Genomic DNA, 18,623 nt, shown 5'->3' with positions numbered 1-18,623 from the left:
ATAACCTAAAAGTACAAAATGCACAATTTTTAGGAGCTTGGCAAGTAAACTTTATTGCAATGCTTTCTTACGCCCTTGTCCAACCAAAAAAACTTCTTTAGATCGTGCACGAGAAGCTGCTGGTTTTACTGTTTTTAACACATCAAAACTATCAACTACTTGTTTACGAAACTCATCAAATCCTGCACCTTGGAACACTTTAACCACAAGTTGTCCATTAGGACCAAGAACCTTTTGAGCAAAATCTAAAGCCAGTTCACACAAGTAAATCTGTCTAGGTTGATCAACAGCCCTATTACCAGATGTATTGGGGGCCATATCAGAAATTACAATGTCTACTTGTCGCCCATTTAAAATATTTAACAATTTTTCAAATACATCTTCTTCTCTAAAGTCGCCTTGTAAGAAAGTGACATCAGGCAAAGCATCCATAGGCAAAATATCGGAAGCAATCACTAAACCTTTGCTACCAACAAGTTTCCCAGCGATTTGAGACCAACTACCAGGAGCCGCGCCTAAATCTACTACCGTCATGCCTGGCTTGATCAGCTTATATTTTTCTTGAATTTCAAGAAGTTTATAGGCCGCTCGAGCACGATACCCTTCCTTTTGAGCTTTTTTAACAAAAGGATCGTCTAGATGTTCTCTCATCCACGCACGACTACTTTTCGACAATTTCTGGTTTGTAATGCGTGTTGCCATAACTCACTAAATATCAAAAAAACTTCTGATCGTTCATTGTACGTGAAAATTACTCTCATTACAGTACGGATGTAGCGTAATCTCACTAAGTTTTACAGTTTTTTTCCAATAATGTTAATCGATTATTTATACAGTTTTTCGTACATCTGGATTTAAGTTTTTTGCTATACTAAGCCGTTTTTAAAATCAGGTATTTTTAATGGCCGCTTTATCTATCCATGAACGTAAACGTTTACGTCAAATTGGTCATGTGCTTAATCCGGTTGTCATGATTGGTGGACAAGGCTTAACAGACGCGGTAATCGAAGAAACGCTTCGTGCTTTAAACGACCATGAGCTTATTAAAGTTAAGATTGCTGGTGAAGACCGTGAAGCGCGTACTGCAACAATTGAAGCAATTGTAGAAGCAACTGGTGCAGAAGCTGTGCAAAAAATTGGTAAAATTGTTTTGCTTTACAAAAAAGCAGCTAAACAAAACCAGCATTTGTCTAATCTTGTTCGTCACGCTCACTTAGCAAACTAATTTAATTTGACAAACTATGGCAAGTTACGAACTTTCAGCTTTTGATCGTTTTCATGCTGTTTCCGTTGTTGGCGCAATTGAACAGCAAGCACCCTATACTTTAAATATCGGTTTTTGGATTCGTGATCCAAATCAACTTATTATCTGGCCTCAAGAAGTCGCGGCTCATCCTCGTCAAGATTTTTTGTGGGAAGAAACTTGTTTCGAAATTTTTGTTGGCGTGCATGATGAAGATTATTATCGGGAGATTAATCTTTCCCCTTCTCAAGCATGGCAGTCATATCAGTTTGAAGAATATCGCTATCCAGAAAGTATACCTCCCCTTGCTGCTTACGATATTGAACTGAATCATCTCAAGCGTACTCACTATGGCTTAAATGTTAGTCTCGATTTAGGGCAATTTATGCAACAGCATCGCTTGAAATGGGCAAACCTTTATTTAGGTTTAACTACAGTTTTAAAAACCAAAGAAGGTATGCAGTACTATGCAATGCAGCATAGTGGAAAAAGTGCAGATTTCCATAATAAACGTGACTGGTTACATCAGTTCTAAAAATAAAAAAGCGAGAAATTAATTCTCGCTTTTTTATAGCTGGACCAAAGCAGAGATCATTAATTGTCTCGTGCTTTATTCCAAGCTTCGACTGCATTATTTTTAGTACGTTTAATACTTTCACTTAGAGAATCTTTGTGTTTCAAAGAAATCTGGCTAATATCACCTTTAAGCTCTTTGCTCACTTTTGTTAAATCTTCAATAAGCGCATTAATTTCTGCTTTCAAAGCATTTTTAAGATCAGATAAACCTTCTTGCGAAGTACTAAACTGAGCCTTAATCACATCAAGACGTTGTAAAATATCTTGTTTAATTTGGACAAATTGATTTTGAATATTTTTATTTAACTCGTGAGTTTCAGCTTCAATTTTCTCTTGAGCCTCGCTTAAAACTTCTTGGACTTGTTCTTGAGTTTCAGCAATTGCCTCTTTTACCTGAGCTTTAGCTTCAGTAGCAACTTCTTTAACTTGCTCAGTTTTTTCAGCAACAGTTTCTTTTACCTGTGCAGTTTTAGCAGTTACTGTTTTTTTAGCCTTAGTTGTAGTTGCAGCTATGGCTTCTTTCACTTCAGCAACCTCAGCTTTTACCGACTCCACTACTGCTTGAGTTTTTTCACTCACATCTTTTGAAACTTCATTATTGCTCATACTATTTCCTCATATTGTTTATTTTTTAACTAGCAATACAATAAATCCAGTTCCAAGAATTCTCCTTGCAAATTGTTAGACAATTTATCAAAAGTATCTAATTCAGATAAGCGGATATTTTTTTGTAAAAAGCAAGCAATGAATTATATTTTTTAGCAGAAAAGAAATAGACTTTAGAGGGTTCCATGCGTATAATGCGCTGTTAAGTTACAAGCGGGCAGACCGATAGGGAGGGCATGTTTTATCCAAACATTGCCGATCTTTTTTGGGTCTACTCGCTTTTTTACAGCCGAAATTCAGGAGCTTTGGTTTGAGCATCCCCGCCATTTTAGCCCTCGCAGATGGAACGATCTTTAAAGGAACGTCAATCGGCGCAACGGGAAATACGACTGGAGAAGTCGTTTTTAACACAGCCATGACAGGCTATCAAGAAATTTTGACTGACCCAAGTTATGCACAACAAATTGTGACATTAACTTACCCACATATTGGTAACACTGGTTGCAACGCGGAAGACGTTGAATCTGGTCGTATCCATAAAGTATGGGCGAATGGTTTAATTATTCGTGACCTTCCTCTACTACACAGTAACTTCCGTGCTGAGCAGTCATTGAGTGAATATCTGCAAGAACACAATGTTGTTGCAATCGCAGATATCGATACGCGTAAATTAACACGTATTTTACGTCAGACGGGTGCACAAAACGGATGCATCCTTGCTGGTGAAAATATTACTGAAGAAGAAGCAATTGCAAAAGCTCGTGCTTTTGGTGGCTTAAACGGCTTAGACCTTGCAAAAGAATGTTGTGATCCAACTGGTTTTGAATGGTCTGAAGGTTCATGGACCTTAGGCCAAGGCTTCTCTCAACCTGAATTAAAATATCATGTAGTTGCATACGATTATGGTGTCAAAACCAACATCTTGCGTATGCTTGCAGACCGCGGTTGCAAACTAACCGTTGTTCCTGCAGAAACTCCGGCTGAAAAAGTATTGGCACTTAATCCGGATGGCGTATTCCTCTCAAATGGTCCTGGCGATCCAGCTGCTTGTGATTACGCAATCGAAGCTGTAAAAACTATTGTTGAAACCACAACATTACCTGTATTTGGTATTTGCTTAGGCCACCAAATCTTGGCACTCGCTTCTGGTGCAAAAACTGTAAAAATGAACCATGGTCACCACGGTGCTAACCACCCTGTACAAAATCTTGAAGATGGTACAGTGATGATTACTTCACAGAACCATGGTTTCGCTGTAGATGCAGAAACTTTACCGGCTAACTTAAAAGCAACGCATAAATCATTGTTCGATGGCACCTTACAAGGTATTCACCGCACAGACAAACCAGCTTTCAGCTTCCAAGGTCACCCTGAAGCGAGTCCTGGTCCACATGATTGTGCACCTTTGTTCGATCATTTCATCGAACTTATCGAAGCATCTAAACAGTAATTACGGAGCGAATAATGCCTAAACGTACGGATATTAAAAGCATCTTAATTATTGGTGCTGGCCCGATTGTGATTGGACAGGCATGTGAGTTTGACTACTCAGGTGCTCAAGCATGTAAAGCACTTCGTGAAGAAGGCTATCGTGTTATTTTGGTTAACTCTAACCCAGCTACCATCATGACAGATCCTTCAATGGCTGATGCAACTTATATTGAGCCGATTACTTGGCAAACAGTTGCACAGATTATTGAAAAAGAACGTCCAGATGCAGTATTACCAACTATGGGTGGTCAAACTGCATTGAACTGTGCCCTCGCACTTGATGAGCATGGTGTTCTTGAAAAATATAATGTTGAGTTAATTGGCGCAAGCAAAGAAGCGATTGAGAAAGCCGAAGATCGTAAACTCTTCGATATCGCTATGCGTAAAATTGGATTGGAATGTCCAAAAGCTGCCATTGCTGAAACAATGGAAGAAGCTTTAGCAATCCAGTCACGCTTTGGTTTCCCAGTAATTATCCGTCCATCATTTACAATGGGTGGTTCGGGCGGTGGTATTGCATATAACCGCGAAGAATTCCTTGAAATTTGTGAACGTGGTTTTGACCTCTCTCCTACTCACCAGTTATTGATTGATGAATCTTTAATTGGCTGGAAAGAATACGAAATGGAAGTTGTTCGTGACAAAAACGACAACTGTATTATCGTATGTGCGATCGAAAACTTTGACCCAATGGGCGTTCACACGGGTGACTCAATTACCGTTGCTCCTGCTCAGACATTAACAGACAAAGAATATCAATTGATGCGTAATGCTTCGGTTGCAGTTCTTCGTGAAATTGGTGTTGAAACAGGTGGTTCTAACGTTCAGTTCGGTATTAACCCGAAAGATGGACGTATGGTTGTCATTGAGATGAACCCACGTGTATCTCGTTCATCTGCTCTTGCTTCTAAAGCAACAGGTTTCCCAATCGCAAAAATCGCAGCAAAACTTGCTGTTGGTTATACCCTTGATGAATTGAAAAATGACATCACTGGTGGCGTGACTCCTGCAAGCTTCGAACCATCGATTGACTATGTTGTAACGAAGATTCCTCGTTTTAACTTCGAGAAATTCCCGCAAGCTGAACCAGTTCTTACCACTCAGATGAAATCTGTTGGTGAAGTCATGGCAATTGGCCGTAACTTCCAGGAATCTGTACAAAAAGCATTACGTGGTCTTGAAGTTGGTGTAAGCGGTTTCGATGAAAAAATCGAAGCTGGCGCAACAAATGCAAAAGAAACCATTTTAAAAGAGCTTAAAGTTCCAGGCCCTGAGCGTATTTGGTATGTAGCAGACGCTTTCCGTCATGGTTTCTCTTTAGATGAAGTGTTTGAAGCAACCAAAATTGATCGTTGGTTCCTCATTCAAATTCAAGACATCGTTAAAACTGAAGCTGAAGTAAAAGCTTTAGGTTTTGGTGACTTAAACGCTGACAATATCCGTGCTTTCAAACGCAAAGGTTTATCTGACCTTCGTATTGCGCACCTCATGGGTATTTCACAAAAGCAATTCCGTAAACAACGTTGGAACTTAGGTGTTTATCCTGTTTACAAACGTGTTGATACATGTGCTGCCGAGTTTGAATCTGGTACTGCATACATGTATTCAACTTACGATGAAGAGTGTGAAGCAAATCCATCAAATCGTGACAAGATCATGGTTATTGGTGGTGGTCCAAACCGTATTGGTCAAGGTATCGAATTTGACTACTGCTGTGTACACGCTGCATTAGCTATGCGTGAAGATGGTTATGAAACAATCATGGTTAACTGTAACCCTGAAACTGTTTCTACTGACTACGATACATCAGATCGTTTGTACTTCGAACCTGTAACACTTGAAGATGTACTTGAAATCGTACGTACAGAGAAGCCAAAAGGCGTGATCGTACAGTACGGTGGTCAAACACCTCTTAAATTGGCACGTGCTTTAGAAGAAGCTGGTACACCAATTATTGGTACATCACCAGATGCAATTGACCGTGCAGAAGACCGTGAACGTTTCCAGCAAATGATCCAACGTTTACAGCTTCGTCAACCAAACAACAGCATTGTAAAATCTGCTGAAGAAGGTATCTCTGAAGCTGCGAAAGTAGGTTATCCGTTAGTTGTTCGTCCATCTTATGTATTAGGTGGTCGTGCAATGGAAATCGTATACAACGAAGAAGAACTTAAACGTTACCTTCGTGAAGCAGTTCAGGCATCTAACGAAGCTCCTGTTCTTCTTGACCGTTTCCTTGATGATGCAACTGAAGTTGATGTTGACTGTGTATCTGACGGTAAAGACGTTGTGATCGGCGGCATCATGCAGCACATCGAACAAGCAGGTATTCACTCAGGTGACTCTGCATGTTCAATTCCTCCTTATTCTTTATCTAAAGAAATTCAGGATGAAATGCGTCGTCAAACTGTTGCGATGGCAAAAGAACTTGGTGTGGTTGGTTTGATGAACGTTCAGTTCGCAGTTAAAGGCGATGATGTTTACGTTCTTGAAGTTAACCCACGTGCTTCACGTACAGTTCCATTCGTATCGAAATGTATTGGTGATTCTTTAGCAAAAGTAGCTGCACGTTGTATGGCTGGTCAATCTCTTGAATCTCAAGGGTTTACTAAAGAAATCATTCCAACACACTTTGCTGTTAAAGAAGCTGTTTTCCCATTCGCTAAATTCCAAGGCGTAGACCCAATGCTTGGACCTGAGATGAAATCTACAGGTGAAGTAATGGGTGTTGGTAAAACATTTGGTGAAGCATTCTATAAAGCTGTTTTAGGCTCAAATGATCGCTTACCAGGTTTACCAACTGAAGGCGAAGTAAAACATGCTTTCTTATCTGTACGTGAATCTGACAAGAAATATATTGCAGATATCGCTAAGAAATTAGCTGCATATGGCTTCAAGCTTATTGCAACAGGTGGTACATACCAAGTGCTTAAAGAAGCAGGTTTAGAATGCGAATCTGTGAATAAAGTGACTGAAGGTCGTCCACATATTGTTGACCGCTTGAAAAATGGTGAAATACACCTTATTGTCAATACCACTGAAGGTAAACAAGCTCAATATGATTCTGCAATGATTCGTCGTGCTGCCCTACAAGGCAAAGTGTATTACACAACGACTATCAATGGTGCAGAAGCTGTTTGCCAAGCTTTTGATGTGAAATTGCCAATGGATGTATACCGCTTGCAAGATTTAACTGTAGGTTAATTTGTTACCGATAAGTCCCGTCACCTTATCGGTGGCGGGATTTTTTCATTTTTTTTAACTGTGTTTTCTCAAATTAAGAGGGACCAAAATGCAACGCTATCCAATGACCCCTGAAGGTAAAATTGCCTTAGAGAAAGAATTACAACATTTAAAATCTGTTGAACGTCCACGTATTATTCAAGCTATTGCAGAAGCACGTGAACATGGCGACTTAAAGGAAAATGCTGAATATCATGCTGCACGTGAACAGCAAGGTTTCTGTGAAGGCCGTATTCAGGATATCGAAGGTAAATTAGGCGCTGCTCAAGAAATTGATGTTAAAACACTTGAGCAAAATGGCCGTGTTGTTTTTGGTGTAACAGTAACAATTGAAAATCTTGATACTGAAGAACGTAAAACTTATAAAATTGTTGGCGATGACGAAGCAGATTTTAAAATTAATAAAATCTCGGTGAACTCACCAATCGCACGTGGTCTTTTGAGTAAGAATGAAGGCGATGAAGTAAAAATCGTGACTCCTCAAGGCGAAGTCGAATATGAAATCGTAAGTGTAGAATATCTCTAAGATAATGCACAAATAGCCCCTCTTTATGAGGGGTTTTTATTCAATACCATTAATATATTTTTGGGAAATCACAAATGGATAACTCTTTAATTAAATCTCCAGTTCGTCATTGGTGTGAGTTTGAATTTATCCATAAAACTGTTAAAAACCCGAATATCCATATTAAAGGTAATTACTCATATTACTCTGCCTATTGGGATCAAGGTTTTGAACGTTGTGTCGTGCGTTATTTACATGACAAAGCCTCGACACCAGATAAACCGATTGACCAACTTTATATTGGTAATTTTGTTTGCTTTGGCGCTGAATGCGTCATTATGATGGGTGGCAATCAGCTTCATAGACCCGACTGGATTTCAACTTTTCCTTTTGATACTCGTAGTTTTTTGGCAGCTGGTGATACTGTTATTTCTGATGGCTGCTGGGTTGGTAGCCGTGCCATGATTATGCAAGGTGTCAAACTAGGTGAAGGCGCAGTGGTCGCCACGGGAGCCGTAGTAACTAAAGATGTTCCGCCCTATGCAATTGTCGGTGGGGTGCCTGCAAAAATTATTAAATATCGCTTTCCTCAAGAACAGATCGACAAACTACTTGCTTTAAAACTTTATGATTTAGATGAGAAGCAAATTTTGAAAATACGTGAATATCTTCAAACTGACGATATTGATGCTTTATCTACACATATAGAAAATTTGCGCAATTTATAAAAATTTATCTACAAAATTTGTCGTTATAAAATCACAAATGATTACGTGCTTGAATTTAAATCGTCTAAAAATAGGTATAAAGTATTAATAAATAAGCATCATTACAATAAGGAAAATACTCATGTTATATCAACATATTCTAGTACCAATTGACGGTTCTGAAACTTCTATGGTCGCCATGAAAGAGGCCATTAAGCTGGGAAAAGCATTAAATAGCAAAATTACAGTTGTACAAGTGATGGCACTTGATCCATTTATTGCTGATGTCTACGTAAAAACTGGCCAAACTAATGAGTTGATTGAACGTACAAGAACTTATTTGCTCGACATTTTAGAAAAAGCAAAACAAGAATTTGCCAACGAAGGCATTACTGTTGAAACCAAACTGTTGGAAGGCTTTGTTGTACATGAGGAAATCATTCAAGCTGCTCAAGACTTAAATGCAGATCTGATTGTCATGGGTTCTCATGGCCGCACGGGAGTCCGAAAACTCGTGTTGGGAAGTGTTGCACAAAAAGTTTTAGGGGAAAGCCATATTCCTGTGTTAATTGTTCGCTAAAGTGAGACGCCTGTTTGGCTAAAGTGAGCAAGATAGGCTTCTATTTCTTAAAAGGCATAACCTCTTCACGCGATTGCTCAACCGTTATTGTTTTTTTACTTTTGAAAGCTTCCCAAGAATAATTTTTATAATTTAATTGCCATAAATAATATGGTTGTCCCACATCTTTAAATTGAATGTTTAGTATCATCCATGCCTCATCATGACAATGGGGCGATTTTTTATAATCTTGTTCTGAAAAACATGCTCGAATCATTTCTCGTGAAGAAAAAGTAATATCTTTTAGTGCAACTTGATACTCCCCATGAGGTTTGAGCTTAATGAAGTCAGCATTTTCTTCAAAACGCCCTCCTCCTGAGTAACCCGTAAACCATCTATTAACTACTGCGATTGCAAACTCATTTTTATTTAATGGATATAAAGCTGGAAAGATTTGTAATCCATCTGGTGCCAAATCATCGGTGTGAGGCTCTTTATTATTATGTTGATAATCTTTAAAGTCCCATTGATCAACTACTTTATATTGATTATTTTGCTTCTTAACCTGAACAATTTGTGGACTTTCATCTATTAGGTAATAAATCGAATCTTGCGTATTTTTTCCCTTCCACAGGATAGCTTCACCACTGCATTTCTGTCTCAGTTGCTTGCATATCAAATCTATGTCTTGCTGAGAAGCCTTTATATTTGCAAAAGGTTGAGTTGAAATATCCTTTTCAGCATAACTCACCTGTGCCATCAAACTTAAAAGTAATACTGCTCCACTACACCATTTATTATTCTTTTGCATGTGTATTTACTCTCTAACATAAATATTAAGGCTGCCAAGCAAACTGCTTTAAGTCAACTTTACCATTTAACAAATAGACACCTTCAGCTTCCAATTTTAATTGCTGAATATTTTCACCTTTTTCATTAAATTTACTTAGGCTAATTTTGCCTTGAGAATTAATCACACGATACCAAGGAACTTGATGATCAGCTTCAAGATGTTTCAAAACATAGCCCACTAATCTCGCATGTTTTGGTAATCCTGCCATACGAGCCACTTGTCCATACGTTGCAACTTTTCCTTAAGGAATCAAAGCAATGACTTCTAAAATTTGTCGATGTAGTTCATACTGAGTTGTCAAAATGGACTCCATAAAAATTGACATCATTCATATCATATAAAAAATTTTGAACAAAACTAAATGCAATCCAAGGTGGGCTTGAGGGAAATCTGCATGAAAAAAACATTACTGGTGATTACTGGCACTTTACTATGCGTTTCTTGTACTACACGCCCTCCTCTTCCTTTAGGAGAAACACCTAAAGTCTCTACAGATGGCCGTCCTATTATTCCAGTCACTTTTGTTTTTACAACCAACTCTCCAGAAGCTACAAAGTTTGATAATTATCAACAGATGCGTAAGGAAATTAAAATATTAAATAAATACTATGTAGATGATAAAAATAATAAAATTTTTAAATTTAAATTACATCGTTATATTCCTTATGAAGAGTTTTCAAAATTACATTGTGATTTAAAACAACAGATTAATCAGCCCTACCCAATTACTATTGAAACCATTCCTGCCAGTGTAAATACGTGTTTTCCGAAACGAACTGCAAGTAAAGAAGTGATTGTTTTTATTTATGATGCCTACTCAACGAAATGGAAATTTGAAGATGTAACAAGTAGAGCTTTTCGTAATAATGGCAAACCCTTTATTTTATTAGACTGGAACCGCCTCAATTATAATATTCAGGCTGGTAGCGTGCATGAAATGGGACATGTGTTTGGACTAAAACATGTTTGTGCACCAAAAGCTACAAAACGTACTCCAACAAACATCATGGCAAGCGCCGAATGTAAATTAGGCAGTGGTGGCTTAAGGAATTTAGGATTTACGCCAGTACAACTTCAAACTATTTTATCGACATACAAACTATATCCCTAAAATTTAATTTCAATATATGCTCCTAAGTTATCTTGGGTAGCGATGTAATTTTCAGGGGTCAGTGAAGATGTCATGTAAGTACTAGCTTTTAAGAGATCTTCAGCATTGACTGGATATGGCTGCCAAAATGTTTTCAAATTATTGGTGTAAATTGGATAAAGACGAAGTAAGTCTTTTGACAAGTCTAACCTTGCTATACAACCCAATGGTAAAGCATTGTGTTTTTCATATTCGCCATTGCTATTAAACACAGCATTTCCAATACCAAACACGACTGGCTTTTGGTTGATGATCTGGACAGGTTGAATAGTATGAGCACCATGACCAATGATCAAGTCAGCGCCAGCTTGGGTTAGAATCGCAGCAAGCTTACTCTGCTCTTTTGTAATGGGCTTAAAGTCGACACCCCAATGGCAAATAACAATAATTTTATGTTCAGGATGAGTCAGCCTATAGCGCCCTATTTGTTCAAGCAAAACACCATTTAAACACGCCACTCCACTCTTATGGCCTAAAGCATAAAAATCATAATCGAGATAGGCAGTATCTCTGTGCCAGTATCCGTTAAAAATAGCATAGCGCTTATTTTCAAAAGAGAGTTGAAAGTAGTTATGAGCATCTTTTTGGTTTACGCCTGCCCCGATATAAGAAATGTTAGCCTGATCCAACTGTTGTAATGTATAGACCAGTCCACGATCCCCATAATCTTTTAGATGGTTGTTTGCCAACACCACATGATTAAGGTGAATATTTTTGAATGCTGCTAATGTTTGTTCAGCATCAGCTTTAAGAATAAATGGCTTTTTATGACCTAAAGGAGATTGGTTTTCTAAAGAAAATACCGCTTCAAAGTTAGCAATATTTAAGTCATGTTCACCTAAAAAAGCTTTTATTTTTTTAAAAGAATAGTTATATCCATATTGTTGTAGAGCATCTTTTTGACCCTTTGACCTACGCTTTTCAGTGTAGATTTCCCCAAAGTAGGTATCGCCTAGAATGTTAATAATGCCACTTGGAGTTGAGCAAACTTTAGGTTTTACATTCTGTGCTTGGAAACAATGATAGTAAGGAATCAAGTGCTCAGCACGATGAATATCATCTAAGAATAAAAAGAAACCGATCGTTTGGTTTTCTTCCAAGAATGTGAGATAAATTTTTCTAAATGAGTTTGTAAGATATAAGACCTCTACTACGTTCTGTGCCATTAATGAGGTCTGAGGAAGATAGGACTTTCCTTTAAAAATAAGCTCTTTAATAAAAAAAAGATTTTTTATTTCAACTGGGTAACTAAAAATTTTTCTAAGCAATAAAAACAAATGCTTTAGTTGATTTTGGGTAGCTTCATTTTTTAAAGTTAAGTTATAGGCAGCGGCTCTTTTTGACAAAATTAAATAAGCTTGCTCATTTGTACCGCAAATCATATTACTTAAAGCTTCTTTTACATCTACTGCTTGAGTAAAAATTAAGAACTGCAATAACTCGGTAAATGTATAACTTTCAGATGTTTTTAAACCTAAGTTTTGTTGTCCAATTTGCTCGCTCATTTTTTGTGGCACAACATAGACATCTTGAGCTTGTACATTTTTTTGCTGAAATTGCTCTAATGCGTAGTCGATTAGCAGTAGGGTTGAAATATCATCATCAAATTCGAATTGCCATATAGCTTCATCAAAATTTGTCGTATCGATATGTGCTAATAGCTTGATCTCAACGGGTTGATACTTCATGGCTCATCACCTTTGTAATCTTTAACGTAAGCGATGTAACCCGATAAGTTGTGTTCTTGGTCATCAATCCGTACTCGAAAACGATCATGACGAATATAAAACGCATGTAAAATTTTATCTGGCCGAGCCATATACATCGCCATTTCCGGATAAAAAAATCCTGTAGTTTGAAAATCAGCTCTAAACTCAATTAGCTTTTGAAGCTCAGGCATATACGCCTGCTCAAAAAGTGCTGTCCGCCCCTGCTCTTTTAAACGGTTCACCATTTTATAAGCAGCCATTAGCATTTCTAATAAAGTTGCATATGTTGTTTTTCGATTTTTAATAAAAATAAAATGTTTTAAATAATTATTTAAACCAAAAATAAAATATTTATCTTCAGGGCATATTTTAGTGAGTTCATTTGTACAATAACTTAACCAATGATCATGGTATTTTTCATATCTTTTGTCAATAAAACATTCAAACATTAATTTAACCGTTTCTAATAATCTAGAATCTTGGTTAATTTGATATAAACGTAATAATGCTAAAGCAGCCTCACCATCATAATAAATAATTCTAAATTTTTCTTTTAAATCATAATCTGGATAATTTAATACATGAGTTGTTGAGCCATTTGAATCTATTAATTTTAAAATACCATTTGCGAGTTTCTCTGCATATTTTTGATAATCCGCTTTTTGAGTAATTTCTTGATATTTAGTTAACATTAAAATAGCGGCCGCATTCGCACCTAATTTGATTTCGAACTCCCCTTCTTTACCATCAATCATAAAGGCTGTTTCTGAGTCTTTTTCTTTATAAAAGTTGGTCAGTGCATAGTGAATGGCAGCATGTATTTTGGGCCAATATTCTGGCTTGTTCTGCACTTCAAAAGTTTCTAGTAAGGCATATACCGAGGTACAGTGGCGCACTGTATTGTAGTTACGAATGTCACGATCATAAGCAGAAAAATAACCATAAATAAATTTGCCATTTTCTTGAATCTGGTCATGCAGAAATGCCGAATTTTGCTCAATTAGATGCTGAAAATGCTGTTTTTTATTGCTTGAAATTCCTCTAATTCCATTTACATCATAGCCACTCGCTAAGTTAATAAATTCCTCATTTTCATAAAATGCAGCGTAGGTATCAAAAGTCCAAATGTCTTGCAGCTCCTGTAATTTAATCTGTGGTTTTGGAGCGTTATATTTTTGCTTAACTGCATAATTTAGGTTTGTTTCATCAAAAAAGTTCGGTTTGTCGTAGCTCAAGCCTCGAATGATTGCTTTTCCATAAATCTCTTGCTCAAGAAAAGCCACTGAACAGTGTTCATCAAATCCAATCCCTTTACGGTAGTGATTGTTGTGAAATTGATGGTGAACCTGTTGCTCTACTTCCTTCCAAGCTTGTTTCGTTAAGTTATATGCCACATCAATTTTTATATATTCATCCAGCGGTGACTGTGCAAACTGGTCATTAATAAAATCTAATAATTGTTTTTTAGCCTGCTCTAAATTTGTTTTCTCACTGTGCCACACACCACATCTTTGGTCTTTAGGACCATAAGATAAAAATAAAATAATATCCTGTTTAAGACTCGGAACGTGCTGAACAACTTGCTCTAACCAAAGGTTCATTTGTCTTTGGAATTTTAAAAATGCCGTCACTCGAATTTAGTCCCTATTCGTTAATTGTTGTTCTATAAAATTTTCGATACATCATAGCACGGAGAAATTAAAAACTAGATTAACGTATTGTTTAAACATAAAAAAAGAGCCCGAAGGCTCTTTTTTTACTTGGTTAATTATCTATTAATAGATAATTTGACCATTGTTGAGAAGATCATTGAGGGTCAATGAAGTTCGAGATTCATCTAGATGAATTGTCAACAATTGAGTATTTGAATAAGTAAGACCTAAACCGTCACGATCTACACTAATTGTAGCGTTTTGAGTCTTAGCATCGTAGCTTACAGATACATATTGTCCAATGGTTAAACTGTTTGGATTGCCAAGTAATAAGTTACTAATATCAATCTTATCAGCTTGAGTATCAGTTGCCGTATTACCTACATGGAAATCATTCCATACATCTACACCATTACCACCAGTTGCACTATTTACACTTGCAGCTGTTAATGTGTTGTAAATCAAGGTATCCGAGCCATTACCAAGCGTAAATGTATCGTTCGCACTGGTACTTACAGCAAGGCTGTTCAACTCTTGACTCAAATCAATCGTTAATGTGCTGGTAGATTCAGCGCCCGTAACTGATACAAGTTTGTAGTTAATCGTATCAATCGTAGCATTTGCTGCACTATCTAATGGTTTGTAATAGTACGAACCATCATTGTAGAGGTACAAGGTACCTTCACCAGTATTAATCGCTTGACCAGCAGCAATTTGGTAGTTTCCTGGTGTAACTTCAACATACAATTGAGAAGCAACTGTAGTGTCTGCAACTCCACCAGTAGTATCACCTACCAAGATATTGCCATGAATCCAATCTGTTAAACCATCAGGTGTGTATTGATCTAGATGAGTTGTTTTTGTAGTCACAACCGAATCAAGTGACATATTACCAATTGGAAGCAAACTAGATAAGCTAAACACAACTCTATAAGTACCAGCAGATAAGTGAGATACATCAGCCGAGTATGCTGGAGCACCCAACACACCTGCCAAGGCTGTCGAAGAACCTGAATAAACTGTATCTACCCATACACCGCCTACAAACTGCTGGATCTTATAACCTGTCGTCGGTAGAACAGATAGACTTAAAGATGCTAAATAATTCAGCTGAACATGTACATCAGTTACAGTATTGGCAGCAACAACAAACTGGTTCGATGTCACTGTACTGCTTAAAACTGGTGGTAATGTACTAAGCGATACGTTACCACTTGGTACATCAACAACAGCATCAGTTACCTGTTTCATGCTGATTGTTGCATCACTAGTATCCGCATTGGCTACTGGTGCAGGAATTACCGCATCTACACCTGGGTTAGCTGTATCCCAAGTGATATCCACATCAGGTGAACCAATTTGGATATGCAATGTTGCCGTGTCTGTTCTACCAGTTGCTGGATCTGTCACGGTATAGGTAAAGCTATCTACTTTTCCTATATTTAACGTGTTAGCTGTAGCCTGATAACTATAAGTACCATCCGCGTTAATTGTTAAAGTACCATAAGCACCTACAATTGTTGCTGATGAACCTACACTCACAGCTGATGTATTACCATTTTCAGAAGTCACTGAAGTCACAACTGAAGTTGTCGTAATGTAATCTGGCGTATAGTTTGGTCCATATACAGCAGAGTTATCATCTGACAGAACATTACCAATGATAGGATCCACTACTAAGCTAGGTACTTGAGTAATATCGCCATTATTCAAAGTAATATCCGCAGTGACACTACCTAGAGCTGTAAGAAGCGTATTGCTCTCCATAAACAACTCATAAGTACCAGAACCTAAGTTATCAACCTTGAATTTCACCTCAGACCCAAAGATACCTAATAAATCAAGTACCCCTGTATCTGCACTATCTGCTACTACTGTACGAGTGCCGTCTGGATTAACTCGTGTTAATACCACATGTAAACCATCAACAATCGTTGCAACTGAACCAAAGTTCACTGAGATAATTGCTTCAGTAATATGGCCTGGATCAACTGTAAATGTCGCAGTACCTTGTTTAGTACCGATAACAACTCCACCAACACCAAGTAACCAGTTATAGCTAATTGCATTATCAAAGACTTGTTGTGTCGTTGGATAAACCATGTCAATTGCTGCTGAAGCAACGTTATCCATTGCATCAACAGGAACTGGGCTTGTGATAACAGCTGGTTGAGATGGATCATTAGCGTTCCAAGTCATATCCACACTATCACTATCCAAGTGAACATATAGAGTCGCTTGAGAACTATTGCCCGTAACTGGATCGAGTAACGTATAAGTAAACTCATCAACTTGTCCGAGATTTAGTCCATTCGCATTTGGTGTGTAAGTGTAGTTACCATTTTGATCAATTACCAATGTACCGTAAGTACCTGCAATCGTAGTTGTACCAGTTGCACTTACTGCATTTCCATTAACTGTTGAGATAATAGCGTCATGGGTTGCAGCATCAACTGCACCGTTGATACCAACATCTTTAATAACGTTGCCAGAAATTGGCTCGACAGAGTAACCAGCCACGATATATGGATTATAGACATCCATCGTACCAGTTAATGTTCCGCCTAGACCTACACCTAACAATCCGTCATAACCGATAAATGCACGGTACTGACCTGGTTCTAAGCCATCCACTACAGCAGTTGCTACTCCACCAATCAGAGATAGATCAATGAGCGAAGCTTCTGGGTTAGTTCCACCAATAGATACCCATTGTCCAGTAGTTGCATCGTATTTTTGAACAACTAGTGAGTAGTCACTTAATACATTCGCAGTGAGTAATCCACTGAAGGTAAATGTAGCTGTACCTTCTCGGTCTGCATCCACATTAAATGCAATGGTTGCATCACCTAGTAATTGTAAGTTCAAACCAGCGAGAGAAACTGCTGCTAAGTAACTTGCACTACCAAGAGCTACGTCATCTGCAACAAGCAACGATTCTGGATTAATTTCAGCAACTGCTAGGTTGTCTGCAGCTTTCACAGAGCTCAATTGAATATTGAGATTTGCTTGAGCAGTGTCCCCAGTTACAGGATCGGTTAATGTGTAGACAAACACATCTGTTTGACCAACACCAGCTGCACTTGCAGTAGGTGTATAAGTATATGAACCATCAAGGTTGATTTCCAATGTACCGTAAGCACCATTAATGATCGTGCCATCTGCTACAACAGGCTGACCGTTAACTGCACTTACAACTGTTGTTGGAGTCACGATGTCTACTTCACCTGAACCATTCACTTCTGTGATGACGTTACCATCAGCAACTTCAGTGTAGTATCCACCTACTTGCGTCGTGTCATAAACATCTATTGTGCCAGTTAAGGTACCAAGTAAACCAATACCTAGAAGACCGTTATAAGTCATGAATGCACGGTATTGACCTTCTTCTAAACCATCAATAACTACACTAGGAGTTGTACCTAATAAAGTAAGGTCAAGAATGTCTGCTTGGCCACCACCATAGACAGAAGTCCATTGCCCCGTTGTTGTATCAAATTTCTGAAGGACTAGAGAGTAATCAGATAATGCATCTACGCCAATTAAAGCACTGTACGTAAAGGTTGCGTTACCTTCATCACCTGCACCAACTGTAAAGCCAATCGCTTCAGAACCAAGTTGCAAATCAAGTCCAGCAAGTGACACAAGAGCTAAGTATGTTTTGCTACCTAGAGCTGCATCATCTTGTACAAGCAATGGTTGAGGTGCAAGTACTGCTGTATCAGTGTTATCGAAAGCAATGATAGAGCTTGCAAGAGTATAAGTTTGCGTATCTTGAAGTGTACTAGTGTTTCCTGCGAGGTCTGTGAATGTCGCAGTAGCATCAACAGTTAAGTCTGAATCTGCTGCAAGACCACTACCAGCTACATCAACTGTCCAAGTACCTGCTACGGCATCAACTGTGGCTGTATAGTCAACACCATTTACAGTAACCACAACACCTGTTGTTACGGCATCTGTAGGGATGTTGGTCAATGTACCTGTTAAGGTCACTGGTCCACCAGCTTCTGTCGCATCTAGAATGTTATCAGCAGTAACTGGGTCAATTGCTAACACAGTTGTAGTGATATCAGGTGGAGTAACATCTAGAGTTACCGTTACATCTGCATCAGCAACATCTACGTTACCTTGTGCATCTACAGCCTCAGCATGAATCACAATCTGACCAGTCACAGGATCTGCTGCTGTTGCGGCAAGAATCGCTGTGATGAAGCCATTTGCAAGGTCAGCTGCTGTCACGGTGTAGTTCACACCATTAACATTCACCACTGTGCCGTCGATTGCATCTGGTCCCAACGCCACTTGTGCATTGAAGCTACCGTCTGTGCC

General features: G+C 38.2%; 14 protein-coding genes and 2 pseudogenes. 8 read left to right on the top strand and 8 right to left on the bottom strand.

Features of this window, described 5'->3' with window-relative positions:
* Window positions 1-51: 51 nt before the first annotated feature.
* On the bottom strand, window positions 52-702 hold the full coding sequence (rlmE, locus tag F968_RS03680; protein ID WP_004790464.1) for a 23S rRNA (uridine(2552)-2'-O)-methyltransferase RlmE: 651 nt from the start codon (window positions 700-702) through the stop codon (window positions 52-54).
* A gap of 199 nt (window positions 703-901) precedes the next feature.
* Between rlmE and yhbY the strand changes: the two genes are divergently transcribed.
* Together yhbY and F968_RS03670 are read left to right on the top strand one after the other, a co-directional pair.
* A complete protein-coding gene (gene yhbY / locus F968_RS03675) occupies window positions 902-1,225 on the top strand; it encodes a ribosome assembly RNA-binding protein YhbY (RefSeq protein WP_004790462.1) in 324 nt (107 codons plus the stop codon).
* A gap of 16 nt (window positions 1,226-1,241) precedes the next feature.
* The gene (locus tag F968_RS03670; protein WP_004790459.1) at window positions 1,242-1,778 is read left to right on the top strand and encodes a DOMON-like domain-containing protein; all 537 of its coding nucleotides are present in this window, start codon (window positions 1,242-1,244) and stop codon (window positions 1,776-1,778) included.
* Window positions 1,779-1,837: 59 nt separating this feature from the next.
* Here F968_RS03670 and F968_RS03665 read toward each other — a convergent pair whose 3' ends face one another.
* Both F968_RS03665 and F968_RS19545 read right to left on the bottom strand, forming a co-directional pair.
* Complete coding sequence (locus tag F968_RS03665; protein ID WP_004790458.1) at window positions 1,838-2,425, bottom strand: hypothetical protein; 588 nt, start codon at window positions 2,423-2,425, stop codon at window positions 1,838-1,840.
* 29 nt (window positions 2,426-2,454) lie between these two features.
* Window positions 2,455-2,612, bottom strand: a pseudogene (locus F968_RS19545) (hypothetical protein).
* 123 nt (window positions 2,613-2,735) lie between these two features.
* Here F968_RS19545 and carA point away from each other — a divergent pair.
* The 5 genes from carA to F968_RS03640 all read left to right on the top strand — a co-directional run bounded on the left by carA (window position 2,736) and on the right by F968_RS03640 (window position 8,951).
* Window positions 2,736-3,875 (top strand): glutamine-hydrolyzing carbamoyl-phosphate synthase small subunit, encoded by a 1,140-nt coding sequence (gene carA, locus F968_RS03660; RefSeq protein ID WP_004790455.1) that lies wholly within the window; start codon window positions 2,736-2,738, stop codon window positions 3,873-3,875.
* Window positions 3,876-3,889: 14 nt separating this feature from the next.
* Window positions 3,890-7,120: a carbamoyl-phosphate synthase large subunit gene (gene carB, locus F968_RS03655; protein WP_004790453.1), complete on the top strand. Its 3,231-nt coding sequence runs from the start codon at window positions 3,890-3,892 to the stop codon at window positions 7,118-7,120.
* An 88-nt stretch (window positions 7,121-7,208) separates the two neighbouring features.
* Window positions 7,209-7,685, top strand: a complete 477-nt coding sequence (gene greA / locus F968_RS03650; RefSeq protein WP_004790452.1) for a transcription elongation factor GreA — start codon at window positions 7,209-7,211, stop codon at window positions 7,683-7,685.
* A 74-nt stretch (window positions 7,686-7,759) separates the two neighbouring features.
* A complete protein-coding gene (locus tag F968_RS03645; protein WP_004790449.1) occupies window positions 7,760-8,392 on the top strand; it encodes a CatB-related O-acetyltransferase in 633 nt (210 codons plus the stop codon).
* Between the two features lie 121 nt (window positions 8,393-8,513).
* A complete protein-coding gene (locus F968_RS03640; RefSeq protein ID WP_004790445.1) occupies window positions 8,514-8,951 on the top strand; it encodes a universal stress protein in 438 nt (145 codons plus the stop codon).
* Between the two features lie 40 nt (window positions 8,952-8,991).
* Here the strand turns inward: F968_RS03640 and F968_RS03635 are convergent, their stop codons facing one another.
* Window positions 8,992-9,741 (bottom strand): hypothetical protein, encoded by a 750-nt coding sequence (locus F968_RS03635; protein WP_004790443.1) that lies wholly within the window; start codon window positions 9,739-9,741, stop codon window positions 8,992-8,994.
* A gap of 25 nt (window positions 9,742-9,766) precedes the next feature.
* A pseudogene (locus F968_RS03630) lies at window positions 9,767-10,096 on the bottom strand (MGMT family protein).
* An 81-nt stretch (window positions 10,097-10,177) separates the two neighbouring features.
* On the opposite strand from F968_RS03630, the gene F968_RS03625 reads away from it, so the two are divergent.
* A complete protein-coding gene (locus F968_RS03625) occupies window positions 10,178-10,894 on the top strand; it encodes a zinc metalloprotease (protein ID WP_004790439.1) in 717 nt (238 codons plus the stop codon).
* Here F968_RS03625 and F968_RS03620 read toward each other — a convergent pair.
* The 3 genes from F968_RS03620 to F968_RS03610 form a co-directional block, all read right to left on the bottom strand.
* Window positions 10,891-12,621 (bottom strand): CapA family protein, encoded by a 1,731-nt coding sequence (locus F968_RS03620; protein WP_004790437.1) that lies wholly within the window; start codon window positions 12,619-12,621, stop codon window positions 10,891-10,893. The two genes, F968_RS03625 and F968_RS03620, sit on opposite strands and share 4 nt — an antisense overlap.
* Window positions 12,618-14,273 carry a glycoside hydrolase family protein gene (locus F968_RS03615; RefSeq protein WP_004790436.1) on the bottom strand — a complete coding sequence of 552 codons (1,656 nt, stop codon included), beginning with the start codon at window positions 14,271-14,273 and terminating at the stop codon, window positions 12,618-12,620. Before F968_RS03615 ends, F968_RS03620 begins: the two co-directional genes overlap by 4 nt.
* 144 nt (window positions 14,274-14,417) lie before the next feature.
* The coding region (locus F968_RS03610) for a beta strand repeat-containing protein (protein WP_004790435.1) at window positions 14,418-18,623 on the bottom strand (4,206 nt) is incomplete at its 5' end.

Origin of the sequence: Acinetobacter sp. NIPH 817, assembly GCF_000368405.1 — a bacterium.
GTDB lineage: Bacteria > Pseudomonadota > Gammaproteobacteria > Pseudomonadales > Moraxellaceae > Acinetobacter.
Note: the sequence above shows the minus strand (reverse complement) of the source record. Positions and strands in the feature narration are given on the sequence as shown.

Coding starts and splice junctions, on each gene's coding strand:
- F968_RS03635 (WP_004790443.1), bottom strand. CDS start 9,741: ATGCAAAAGAATAATAAATGGTGTAGTGGAGCAGTATTACTTTTAAGT.
- F968_RS03625 (WP_004790439.1), top strand. CDS start 10,178: ATGAAAAAAACATTACTGGTGATTACTGGCACTTTACTATGCGTTTCT.
- F968_RS03620 (WP_004790437.1), bottom strand. CDS start 12,621: ATGAAGTATCAACCCGTTGAGATCAAGCTATTAGCACATATCGATACG.
- F968_RS03645 (WP_004790449.1), top strand. CDS start 7,760: ATGGATAACTCTTTAATTAAATCTCCAGTTCGTCATTGGTGTGAGTTT.
- F968_RS03665 (WP_004790458.1), bottom strand. CDS start 2,425: ATGAGCAATAATGAAGTTTCAAAAGATGTGAGTGAAAAAACTCAAGCA.
- carB (WP_004790453.1), top strand. CDS start 3,890: ATGCCTAAACGTACGGATATTAAAAGCATCTTAATTATTGGTGCTGGC.
- F968_RS03670 (WP_004790459.1), top strand. CDS start 1,242: ATGGCAAGTTACGAACTTTCAGCTTTTGATCGTTTTCATGCTGTTTCC.
- yhbY (WP_004790462.1), top strand. CDS start 902: ATGGCCGCTTTATCTATCCATGAACGTAAACGTTTACGTCAAATTGGT.
- rlmE (WP_004790464.1), bottom strand. CDS start 702: ATGGCAACACGCATTACAAACCAGAAATTGTCGAAAAGTAGTCGTGCG.
- F968_RS03640 (WP_004790445.1), top strand. CDS start 8,514: ATGTTATATCAACATATTCTAGTACCAATTGACGGTTCTGAAACTTCT.
- greA (WP_004790452.1), top strand. CDS start 7,209: ATGCAACGCTATCCAATGACCCCTGAAGGTAAAATTGCCTTAGAGAAA.